This is a genomic window from Hahella sp. CR1, assembly GCF_029813005.1.
Lineage (GTDB): Bacteria > Pseudomonadota > Gammaproteobacteria > Pseudomonadales > Oleiphilaceae > Hahella.
In genome coordinates this window covers 18,769-30,771 of the sequence record NZ_JAPELK010000025.1, presented here as the reverse complement: position 1 = coordinate 30,771, position 12,003 = coordinate 18,769, and the positions used below count along the sequence as shown (strand labels likewise).

The window sequence follows — 12,003 nt, the reverse complement described above, 5'->3', positions numbered from 1 at the left end:
CTGCCTACTTTCATTGGTATATGGAAGCTGGCTCTAATGGGAGGCGTATGCGGGCTGCTCCTGTGTGGCGGCGATTGATTCTTCCAGGCGGATGGATTCTGTCAGGCTGTCGCAGCTTTCGGCCCAGATGGTGACCCATTCAGGTAAAAGGGGAGACATGGACGGAACGCCCAGATATTCGGCCAGGTCTTCCGGTTTTATGGCGCCTTGCGCTCCTTTGAAGAATCCTCGCATGAACACGACGCCCGCCACGCGGCCTTTGTGAACAAAGCGGTGTTCCATATAGGACCACTTATCATCCCAGCCCACCAGGCGGGAGTGGATCTCGAAACGTTCGAAAAGTCTGAGCTCCTTGCGGAATTTGGCGGTTGCTTCCGCGACGATCGGTAGCGCCCGGTGTTTTAGCGCGACTTTGCCGACGCCGCTGCGCAGTATGTAATCTATGCGCCCAACATCCGCCATGGTGAAGTAGCGGCCGTTATTGACATGAAGGTTGAGGTCCAGGTCATTGGGCCAGACGCGCATCTTAACTACGGTCGTATCGAACGGTTGCGCAGGCTTTCTCAGCATTGCCATGAATAGCGCTTTAATCAGACGAAACCACAAATTCATTGTCTAACTCCATCGGGAATAAAAGGGCTGCCGGTCGATAGCTACGATAGTGGGAGATGGTTTTTGGCGATACATGCAGAAATGACATTTTTCATGCGAAAAGCGCAAATGGCGGTAGCTCTCGCCATATCTTTGAAATGATTAACAAGTAAGGCGCAAACCCTTGACGACAGCGTTGCGTCAGTGCGCAAATGGCGCTAATAATGCGGTTTGAGTAATAGCTGATAAACGCTTTTTCAGGCCGAAATATCTCAAAATAAAATCAAATAAGCTTTGTAGTGATATGATAAATAAGAGAATGATATGCATGTAACTGTTCTGATGGTGAATCAATGCTCATCCGCCAGTATTGCGATTACCTTGGAAACACTGGCGTGCGCGAATCAGTTTCATGCTTATCGGAATCGGTCGCAGGAGCCTCTTTTCAATATTCAGACCGCCTCGCTGGATGGTCACCCTGTCTCCTGTTCAGGCGGCCTCACGCTAACGCCGAATGTCTCGTTAGAGCAGATTACAGGCACAGACCTGATCGTCATTCCGGGGTTCTTATTCAACCTAAAGCCGGCGCTGCCGTCCTTTAAGGATTTCGCCCCCTGGCTCAGAGCGCGGTTTGCAGAGCAGGCGGCTATCGCCACGATCTGCACGGGCGCTTTTTTACTGGCGGAGTCGGGCTTACTGGATGACATGGCGGCGACCACCCACTGGTATTACGTCAATGCGTTCGCCCAACGCTATCCCAAAGTGAAAGTAAGCAAGCAGCACATCATTACTGAGGATAACCGCATCATCTGTTCAGGCGGGGCTTCCGCCGCCATCGACCTGCTGCTTCATATCATTCGTCGCTATGCGGCCCCGGAGATCGCCGCTGAGTGCTCCAAAAAACTGCTCATTGACACCACCCGCAGAGAACAAACGCCCTATGTGATGTTGTCCTTCAACAAGAATCATGAAGACAGGGAAATACTCAAGGTTCAGGACTGGCTGGATCACCATTACGCCAGCGCTATCAATATTGAAGAGCTGGCCAAACAATTCGGCTTCGGCGTGCGTAACTTCAAACGGCGCTTCAAGGACGCCACCGGGCAAACTCCGATCAACTATTTGCAGAACTTACGCATTGAGAACGCGAAAAGGCTGATCGAAACCACTCGCATGAGCATTGAAAGCATTACCTTTGAGGTTGGGTATGAGGACAGTAACTCCTTTCGTCGTCTGTTCAGTGAGCGGGTAGGGACGACGCCCAGCAGCTATCGCAAGAAGTTTCAGGTTCCGCCTCCCGGGGGACGGACCAACCGCGCATAACCTTCGTAAGAGCCATGATCCGACCACAGCCACTGGAAGTTCGGCGGATTCTGACCAATTCTTATACATAGTCAGTCACAGGGATGAGCGGACAGGGATCTTGGACTTTCACCACGAAATTGAGACGCTGAGCCCTGGTCGCTGGCGGCCGGAAGGAGGGTCCTTTGTATAAAACCGTGGATTTGAGTCGTTTGCCGGTGCTGGCGTCTCACGCTGACGTTGCTTTGTTTGACTTGCACCCTGACGTCATTTTCATCCTGGACCTGGATGTGCACGCTTTCTGGTGGGCCAATGCGGCGGGCGTGGCGTTCTGGGGCCTGGATAATGTCCAGCAGGTGATCGACAAGGATATGTCGGGGGATACCGCAAGCGCGCGACGCCGCATGCAGCAGACCTTCGAAAAGGCGGCGTTGGAAGGCGTGTCCGTCGATCCCTGGACCGCTTATCCCAACGAACAGCCCACACGCCTGCATATTCGCCATAAAGCGGTGTTATTGGGGCCTGAGCGCCATCGCGGCACCATCGCCTTTATTTCCGACGGCGGCCCTTCGGGGGACAACCCGGAGCAATGCCTGTTCGCGGAAGCGATTCATTACACCTCGGTTGCGGTGACCAGCTTCTCCTTGGAAGGACTGCCGCTGTTTGAAAATCCCATCGCCACCGAACTCTACGGGTATGCGGTGAGAGATGACGCGCCGGCGGGCGTATCCGTGTTCGAAAGCCGCTTTCATGATCTGCAAGAAGGTAGAGAGAGGTTGCGACAGGGGCAGGCGTTGCTGGACAGCTCCCAGGATCATTTGATGATCACCCGGCGCGGTGTTCGCAAGCATACTCTGGATATGCGCGCGAGCCGGCATCCGGTGAGCGGCGAATACGTGATACTGGTGTCCGAATACGATATCAGCGCTTTGCAGCATGCGCTGGATGAGTCGGAAAGAGCCAAGGCGGAACTGAAAAAACTGGCCCACTACGATGCGCTGACTGGCGTGCCTACGGTGCGTTTGTGCAAGGACCGGCTAGACCGCATGATCGCCGTCGCCAGGCGCAATGAGGCGATTGCGGCGTTGTTGTTTATCGATCTGGACGGCTTCAAGGCGGTGAATGACCAGCATGGCCATGACGCTGGCGATTGTCTGTTGAAGGAAGTGGCGGTGCGTCTGCAATCCTCCGTACGCGCTTCGGACACCGTGGGCAGAATCGGCGGCGATGAATTTATCGTGTTGATCCCGGACCTGCAGCAGCGCGAGCATGCCGGCGTAGTCGCCCATCAGATCATCAAGACGCTCTCCATGCCGGTGACCGTGACGTCAAACGACGGCAGCGAAGTGGAAGTGTATATCGGCGCCAGTATCGGGGTGGCGTCGTTTCCTCATAACGGAGACGACCCGGAAGCGCTGCTGCGCAATGCGGACGCGGCGATGTATCAGATCAAACGCCAGGGCAAGAATAATTACGGCTACGCGTAAGAAATGCAGTAATTGCAAGAGAAAGCGGGCTGTAATTGAAAGAAGGCGGGCGGTTCAAAAAACACGCGGCCGGGAAGGCGCGGCCGCGTGAAAAATACAGCAATTACACTTGATTACTGCATAGCATCTGTCTCGAACACTCTATTCATCTACGACACAACTTCCGTTGCGTCGATAGACGTTATTGACTGCACAAGAGGTTCACTTCTTTTCTCAGTTTCGGCAAAAAGATATCCGTAAAGAAGTTGTACAGCCCCATCTGGTCATGCTCATGGGTATAGATCGCCCATGGGTCCAGAATGACGGAACGGATACAGGGAATCGCGTTCACTTGCTGGGGATTTTCAAACAGGCGCTCGCCCAGGGCGTTCATGAAGTCGTCGCCGTAATCATCCCGATTGAACGTGGTCATCGATACGAACACCTGGTCTGGGGAAACAGGTTGTCCTGGCGGCACGCTGAGCTTGTCGAACAGGGCGTTGTTCAGCTGCAGCGTCCGCTCGACTGAGCGGTCATTCTTGTCGACGAACACATAGTCCACGATATTCTGGTCGCCGGAGACTTTACGCAGGAACGCGCTGATTTCACGATGTTGCAGCAGGTCACGCTTGGAAACCTGACGTTTCCACAACATTTCCGCGATAGCTTTACGCTGCATTTCCTGATCTTTGGGCATCGGGTTCAGCAGCGCCAGATCGAACTTGTCGTCCGGGAAGGCGATGTCCATGGTGGCCAGATACAGGTAGAACAACTTCGAGTTCAACATGCTCTGGTTGATGATATGGCCATAGCCGCGCTTGTCTGGACGAATAGTCTGATGGCTGAGGTAAACCGCGGTGGCCGCCGCGCCGGGTTTGGAGCCTTCCAGACCGGACTCGCCGATATTGCGGGTGTTGATGCTGTCGCTGTCGCCTTCGGAACTGATGTAAGGCGCGCTGAAGCTGAGCAAGTTGATGATCTTCTCGTTGCGGTAAGTCAGGCTGCCCGCCGGATAGGGGATGTAGCCCATTTTGTGCGGATCGATCGTGGCGCTGTCGCAACGGTGAACATGAGCCATGCTGTCGTAGACGGACTGACGGAACCAGGAGTCGCTGTTGTCGAACTGATCCGTCGGCAAATTGCCCTGCTGGGGCTCGGAACCCATCTCAAAGGGCTTGCGGATACAGGCCATGAAATAGCCGCCCCAGGCGCCGTCGGTATGCACCGCATACTCGAAGGGTTCTGCATCGCGACGGAAGTCCTCGCGGATCTGCAGTATCTTTTCCACCGGGTCCACGGCGCCTTCTTCGGTGGAGCCGAAGACAGCGACGTTCAGCAGGATGGGCTTTTTGTTCTGCTTACAGGTGTTCAATACGGTCTGCAGCAGATCGGTTTTCACTCTGCCTTCTTCGTCCACATAAACATTCAACACGGCGTCGTCGCCAATCACGTTGATGTCCGTCATCTGTGCTTCGGTCAGGCCTTTCTGACCGCCGCCCAGGCCGAGCACGGCGGCTGACTTCACCCAGGAGTAATGCTTGGTGGAGGGCACAATGATCGCCGGCGCTTTGATGTTTTCCGCCGCCAGGTATTTGTTCTGGAAGAAGGTCATGCCTCTGGCGTTGAGAGAGTAGTTTTCTCCCAGGGTTTTCCAGACGGTCGCTTCGTCCACCTTGAGCAAGCTGGCTATTTTGCCTGGCAGATTCAACGCGTCGTCCTGTATCAGGTTGAGCAGACGCCAGGCGCTGGCGTCGGCGACCCGCTGGCCATCAGACAGGGTGAGGCTGCTGCGGATGGAGGCGTAGGGCTGTCCGTCCTCCAGCGCGTATTTAATGCCCAGAGGCATGTACTTGAGTTCACGGGCGGCCCAAACGCTTTCGATGTTGGCGACCGTGCCGCCGCTGGTGATATGCGACCAGGAGCGAGGCACGGTGGAGTCGCTGTCATTCTCCAGCGGACGCACGTTAAAGCCGGCCATTTGCGCCACGTCATTAGCCGCGACGATTTCCAGCAATGTGGTCGCCGGCGCCGCCTGCGGCGTGACGTTATTCTGGTTCTGCAGCATGCCGGACAGGTAGCCGATAATCGCCGGCAACGTGATGTCCCAGGTCATATGCCCCTGATAGCGCAGGCTGGAGAAGGGCACGGAGTATTGCGTCAACAGACTGAGCAGGTCATCGCTGCGCTGCTCGATGTTCTGCAGCGCCTGCACGTACGCATCGGAAGACTTCACTTTATCTGTGATATATCCGGGATCTTCCGGAAACTGATTGGTGCGTCCTTCCAGCGTTTTTTCAACGACGGCGCTCAACAACTTCTTCACTACGTCAAGATTTTCGCCTTTTGTGCCCATAAACCAGCCAGCGATGGAGGTGTCGTCCAATAAGGGCGCACTGACTAAGCCTTGTTTTAAATGGGATTTAACTTGTTTTAGAACATCGCGTGAGACAAATTTCCTTCTTGGGGAAGTCATTTCCATTACGGGATCTCCGTTTTATTGTGCTTTACATGCAATGTTGGGTAATCGCGATAGTTAAGGCGGGTGTTTCCTAATCAGAAACAAGCTTGATCAGTACGGCGTGAAATCGTCCACTCAGAGACAGCGGTCGCGAGATGGCTATCTTAGTACAGTCAGGGGAATAAGCAACCGGAGAAAACAAGGTGTCGGCGCGGGCTTAAGCGGCGCTGCAGGTTCGGTTTTGACGGGAGCGGGGAATGGCGCGAGACAGGCGGCGGATTGACTAACGGATGACGATAGATACCACTTATCAGTTTATTTTTGGCAGCGCTTTGCTGGCGTTGCTGTGCGTGTTCACCAGCGTGCTGTCGCGTCGACTTGGAGCGCCATTGTTATTGGTGTTCCTGGTCTTGGGCATGCTGGCGGGGGAGGACGGGCCCGGAGGCATTAAGTTCGACGACTTCGGACTGGCGTTTCTGGTGGGCAACCTGGCGTTGGCGGTGATCATTTTCGACGGCGGCCTGGGCGCGCGCCGGGATACTTTCCGCGTCAGTCTGCGCCCGGCGTTGTCGCTGGCCACCGTAGGCGTTCTGGTGACCGCGGGTTTGACCGGGCTGGCCGCCCACTGGATTCTCGATCTGACCTGGCAGGAAGGCCTGCTGATAGGCGCCATTGTCGGCTCCACGGATGCGGCGGCGGTGTTCGGCCTGTTGCGCAGCGCAGGCCTGGAATTGAAAGAGCGCACCGGGGCGACGCTGGAAATTGAGTCCGGCTCCAATGATCCGATGGCGATATTTCTGACCATCACCCTGGTGCAGTTAATAAGCGCGCCCACGGGCAATCCCGGCTGGTCCCTGTTGAGCGAGCTGGCGATTCAAATGGGCCTGGGACTCGCGGCGGGGGGTGCGGGCGGCTATCTGTTGTCGTGGCTGCTGAGTCGTTTGCAGTTGTCCGCTTCGCTGTATCCGTTGTTGGCGTTGACCGGCGCGTTGAGTCTGTTCGGCGTGACCAACTTAATGGGCGGCAGCGGCTTTCTTGCAATCTATATCGTGGGCGTGATGATCGGCTCCAAATCGCTGCCCTATGGTGGAGATATCCATCGCTTCCACGACGGGCTGGCCTGGCTGAGTCAGATCATCATGTTTTTGATGCTGGGACTGTTGATTACACCCAGCAAAATGACGTCGATTATCGCGCCGGCGATCGCCATCGCCTTTGTACTGATCTTTTTCGCCCGTCCCCTGGCGGTGTTGTTGTCTCTGGCGCCTTTCCACTTCCCGTGGCGAGAGCAGGTCTTTATCAGTTGGTGCGGGCTGCGCGGCGCAGTGCCGATCATTCTTGCGCTGTTCCCTTCTTTGGCGGGGCTGGAGCAAACCCGCATCTACTTTGACCTGGTGTTCTTCGTCGTGCTGATTTCGTTGATTCTGCAAGGCTGGACCATTGCCCCCATCGCCCGATGGCTACGAGTGGAGCTGCCGCCGCCGGTGCGCGAACCTGAGCATCTGACTCTGAAAATTCCCGACTCTCAGGACAAAGAACTGTTGCTGTATCAGGTGACGCCGAGCTGCCGCGCCTTGGGAATACAAGGCAAGCAACTGCCAATGGCGGAAGGCGCGCAGTTGGTCGGCGTGATGCGTCTGGGCGTCCTGTTGGCGGCGCCGGCGGAGCAAAAGTTGGCGGTAGATGATTATGTGATGGCGCTGGCGACAGAGGGAAGCAGCAGCGCTTTGGGGCGGTTCTTCGCCCCGGAACAGCCGCTCAATTTGGAGACCAGTCTGTTTTTCGGCGAGTTCGCCATCAACCCCGACGCCAGGCTGGCGGATCTGGCGCAGCTGTATTGTTTTGACGTGCGGGATAAAGATAGCGCGCTAAGCGTCGCCGACTTTGTGCTCACTCAATTTCACGGCAAGCCGGTGGTGGGGGACCGGGTCCAACTCGGACCCGTGCAGTTTGTGGTGAAGGAGGTCAAAGACGGCGTGATTACCGCGATCGGGCTGAAGCTGGGGCGGAAGTGATCCGCCCTGCGTCAAATGTATACTTGTTTATACTTTCTCCAACTGTCCCAGCAGCGACAGCACATCTACGGAGGCGTCCTCCACCAGGGAGATTTCCTTCAACGCGCCTCTGATGTCGCCCTTGTTGTACAGATCCACCGCACGTTTGCCGTGGTAATGCACTTCCTGATGCGGTTTGACCAGGGCTTTGAAGGGCGGACTGGTTTTCATGCGGCTGTCGGATACTTTGTCGTACCACTTGCCAAGCCGGCAGGAGTGATGATCGGCCAATTCGGAAGAGGTCAGCCCTTCTTTACCCACGATCATATTCGCCAGACGTTTTTTCCAGATAACATGATCCGATTGCGCCAGCTTGATGACTTTTTTAGGCAGATTTAATTCCGCCGACACCGCGATTTGCTGGCTGATGATTTTTTCAATGCGATCCAGGGCGTTGACGATATTGTCCACGGAATCGACGCCGCTGCTGGTGCTGGAGGCGATCTCGGTAATGCCGGTGGAAACCTCCTGCGCAGCCTGCATCTGCTCGTTCAATGTAGTGGCGATCTGTCGTGTATTGTCGGTGACCAGCTCATTCTGGTGACGCACGGACTCAATGCTTTCCGACAACTTGAGCATGGCGTCTTTACCCTGTTTGGCGGCCTGACAGCTGTCGTTCATGCTGTCGATCATAACGCCCATTTCTTCCTGCAGATTTTTGACGATATTGGAAATGCCTTTGGTGGCGGAGTCGGATTTGGCGGCCAGGGAGCCCACTTCCGCCGCCACGACGGAGAATCCGCGTCCGGCGTCGCCAGCGCGAGCGGCTTCGACGGAGGCGTTCAAAGACAGAATCTTGGTTTGAAAGGCGATGGATTTGATGTTGTCCGCAATCGACTGCACCTGATTGGCGAACCGCGCCATTTCATTCACTTTGGCCACGTTGTCGTCAATGGCGGCTACTAAATTGTCGTACTCGGCCAATGAGGTGCGCACCGCCGTTCCGCTTTGCTCTGAAATCTCCTGTGCGGATTGCGCCTGTTGGCTGATGCTTTCGCCATAACCTTTGATTTCGCCCACGGACGCGCGCATTTCCTCCGCTGCGGCGGCGATGGAGTGAGCCCGCTGATCGACGATGCGCAGGTTGTAGAGCAGATTGGCGGAGAGGATCGCGGTCTCATTGGCTTCAATGGAGAGCTTGACGGTGCGTTCCATGTTTTGCGAACCATTGGCGCTGAGCTTTTTCAGCAAGCGGGTCAGGGCGTCGAATACGGGACCTTGTTGATCGATGGTGGCGAGGTAATCGCCTTCAGCCATCGCCTCCAGCGCGGCGATAATAGCGTCTTCATCAAGAGAGGGAGTTGAGTCGATAACAGCAGCGTCGGCGTCCGCGCGAATATCCGCATTCACAAGAGACCTCCAAGTCGAGTCCATTTGCATTTGCCAGGGCTTAGTAGTGCGTCGGCGCTACTGCCGATGCAAGACCAACACTATTCCTCTGCAAGTTTAGACGCTGCCTGTAATCTCGGCCATGTCGCCTTTTGCGGTGCTGAAACAGACGGCGTGACGGCGACACTATGAGGGAACGCCAGGCGGTAGCCGGCCAAAGCGACGAACCAGCAGATAGCGAGGGTCCAGATATCGTGGGAAATAAAGTGAGCGCCTCGCAGTTGTTGCGCGACGCCGAAGCTTGCCCCCAGGGCTAACGCAAACCCCAGCGCCCTGAAGCGCCAACGAGGCAAGTGAACCAGCGCGACAAAGTAAAGGCCGATCCAGGCGTAGCCGCCGCTGGCGTGGCCGGCGGGGAAACATTGTCCATCCTGGCTGGCGGCGTCAAAGGAGATCGCGCCGCCGTAGCGCAGCAAATCCCAGGGGCAGTTTACCTGGGTGAGACGTTTAAGCAGTGAGACGCTGAGCAGGGATATCGCCACACTCGCAAACAGATAGACCAGGGCGCGTCGATAGGGGCGGAGTCGTCGCACGAAGAAGGAGCCTGACAGCAACGCCAACAGCAATATGGCCATAACGGCGACCAGGCGTCGCCCGTCGTTGTGCAGGAGGTCGCTGGTGACCCAGGCGTCCCGAAAAAACCATTGATGTCCCTCCCAGCTATAGATTGCATCCGCCAGCGACAAATCCAGATGCAGGTCGTTGATCAGCATTATCAGAGCCAGAAAAGCCAGGAGCGGATACCAGAAGTGAGTTCGATAAAAATCCGTTGAATCGTCTTGCCAGTTTTTCAAAATCGTATCGTCCGTCTAACAGCTTGTATGAAGGCATTCTAGGAAAGAGCGGACCAAGCAAGTCTCAAGAAAATATCAAGCAATGATCAAGAGTCTCCAACTTTGATGTTTGCTTGATGTCACGTTGATAATTGGTTGCTCCCCGCCTGATTAGGATGAGGCTGTCATCTACTAATCGGCGTGTGACGTTAACCGTGAATAACCCGGCGGAAGGCGCAAACAAGACAAGCCCGTGCATGGGCGCGAACAGAAAGCTGCGGACCTTGGGCGTGAGCCTGTGCTGGTTGGCGACGCTGTGCGGCGCGCAAGCTGTTGCGCAGGAGAAAGAGGAGCATTCTGACGCAGACTGCGAACCCATTTACGATGCGGAAAAAACCTCGAAATTCGATTTTGTCGGGCTAAGCGGCGCTTATTCACTGGAGGAGTACGCTGGCGCCGAGATAGGAGAAATCTGGGTGGAGCCGCTGCCAGTGTTTGACGAGTCCGATCCAGAGGAAAATAACTTCCTGTATCGCCTGCTGAACAAGATTCATATCCTAACGCGCACGGATGTGGTTTCCGGACAACTCCTGTTTAAAAGCGGCGATCGACTGGATGTGGACCAGCTGCGGGAGTCGGAGAGGATTCTCAGGAAAAACAGTTATCTCATCGACGCGCGCATCATGCCGTTTCGTCAGTGCAACGGCAAAATTGACCTGCTGGTGGTGACGCGGGATATCTGGACGCTGGAGCCGGGGGTGAAGTTCAGTCACTCGGATGGCGCCAGCAAGGTGGGTCTGGAGCTGAGCGATAACAATATCTTCGGGACGGGCAATCAAGTTTCCGTCGCCTACAACAAGGATGACGACCGCAGCAGCGTCGACTACATGTTCGGCTCCAATCATCTGTTCGGAACCCGCCTGAAAACCCAGGTGCAATACGGCGACACCAGCGATGGGGAAACCAAACTGTTTTCTCTGGAGCGACCTTTCTACGCGCTGGACAGCCGCTGGGCGGCCGGCGGCGATCTGCATGAAGACTCTGTGGTGGACAAGATCAAAGACGAAGGCGAGGAGGTCAACGCCTATCGTCACGAGAGCAATCTCTACAATCTCTACTTTGGTCTTTCAGACGGTTTGCGGCGCGACTTCGCCAACCGCTGGTATGTAGGGATCACCCGCGAGGAAGATAACTTTTCCGCGGTGGACGCCACCCGCAGCGGCACGCCGCAAGACCGCGCCTTAACCTATCCCTGGGTGGCGTACGAAAGAGTCGAAAACCTGTTCGCCACCTATCGCAACCTGGACTTTATTGAGACTACGGAAGACGTGTCTCTGGGGAAAAATATCTACTTGAAACTGGGCTACGGCGGCGACTTTCTGGGCAATGACCGCACCCAATGGCGCTTCAATGGCCAGTACAGCGACGCCTACAGTTTTGGCGAGCATCACCTGTTCTTTGTCGGCGCCCATTTGGACGGCTATTGGGATACTGAAGACAGCGCACTGGAAAACACCCTGGTCGGCGCTGACTTATCTTACGTACATCTTACCGATGATCAGCACCGCTGGTTTTTCGGCTTCAAAGCGGACCTTGGCGACAATCTGGACCAGGACAAGGAACTGACCCTGGATGATGAATTCGGCTTGAGAGGCTACCCGGGCGGCTTTGAACGAGGCGACCGCCGCTTCCTGGCCAGTATTGAACGCCGTTTCTATTCCACCACCCACGTATTCAACCTGTTCCGCTTGGGCAACGTCGCCTTTATCGACATGGGCCGCGCCTGGGAATCCGGCGACAGCGAGGCGCCGCCAGTCCTGTTCGACATCGGCCTCGGTATGCGCCTCATCTCCAGCAAAGCCCGCACCGGTAACGTCATCCACCTGGACTTCGCCATCCCCATCAACGAGCGCAACAAAGTCGACGCCTTTCAATGGACGTTGAAGGTTTATGATAGTTTTTAACGTGGA

8 protein-coding genes are annotated in these 12,003 nt (G+C 55.8%); 4 read left to right on the top strand and 4 right to left on the bottom strand.

The annotated features are described in order from the left end of the window. Window positions 1–33: 33 nt before the first annotated feature. A complete protein-coding gene (locus tag ONV78_RS30935; RefSeq protein WP_279508446.1) occupies window positions 34–612 on the bottom strand; it encodes a thioesterase family protein in 579 nt (192 codons plus the stop codon). Between the two features lie 303 nt (window positions 613–915). On the opposite strand from ONV78_RS30935, the gene ONV78_RS30930 reads away from it, so the two are divergent. Continuing rightward, entirely contained in the window at window positions 916–1,914 is a 999-nt protein-coding gene (locus tag ONV78_RS30930) for a GlxA family transcriptional regulator (RefSeq protein WP_279508445.1), read from the top strand. Window positions 1,915–2,078: 164 nt separating this feature from the next. After that, on the top strand, window positions 2,079–3,380 hold the full coding sequence (locus ONV78_RS30925) for a sensor domain-containing diguanylate cyclase (protein ID WP_279508444.1): 1,302 nt from the start codon (window positions 2,079–2,081) through the stop codon (window positions 3,378–3,380). Between the two features lie 181 nt (window positions 3,381–3,561). Here ONV78_RS30925 and ONV78_RS30920 read toward each other — a convergent pair whose 3' ends face one another. Then, on the bottom strand, window positions 3,562–5,838 hold the full coding sequence (locus ONV78_RS30920; protein WP_279508443.1) for a pyridoxal-dependent decarboxylase: 2,277 nt from the start codon (window positions 5,836–5,838) through the stop codon (window positions 3,562–3,564). Window positions 5,839–6,107: 269 nt separating this feature from the next. Between ONV78_RS30920 and ONV78_RS30915 the strand changes: the two genes are divergently transcribed. After that, entirely contained in the window at window positions 6,108–7,832 is a 1,725-nt protein-coding gene (locus ONV78_RS30915) for a potassium/proton antiporter (RefSeq protein WP_279508442.1), read from the top strand. 27 nt (window positions 7,833–7,859) lie between these two features. Here the strand turns inward: ONV78_RS30915 and ONV78_RS30910 are convergent, their stop codons facing one another. Both ONV78_RS30910 and ONV78_RS30905 read right to left on the bottom strand, forming a co-directional pair. Beyond that, the gene (locus ONV78_RS30910) at window positions 7,860–9,221 is read right to left on the bottom strand and encodes a methyl-accepting chemotaxis protein (protein WP_279508441.1); all 1,362 of its coding nucleotides are present in this window, start codon (window positions 9,219–9,221) and stop codon (window positions 7,860–7,862) included. An 80-nt stretch (window positions 9,222–9,301) separates the two neighbouring features. Further along, window positions 9,302–10,054 carry a phosphatase PAP2 family protein gene (locus tag ONV78_RS30905; protein WP_279508440.1) on the bottom strand — a complete coding sequence of 251 codons (753 nt, stop codon included), beginning with the start codon at window positions 10,052–10,054 and terminating at the stop codon, window positions 9,302–9,304. Window positions 10,055–10,290: 236 nt separating this feature from the next. Between ONV78_RS30905 and ONV78_RS30900 the strand changes: the two genes are divergently transcribed. Next, entirely contained in the window at window positions 10,291–11,997 is a 1,707-nt protein-coding gene (locus tag ONV78_RS30900) for a hypothetical protein (protein ID WP_279508439.1), read from the top strand. The last annotated feature ends 6 nt before the right edge of the window (window positions 11,998–12,003 follow it).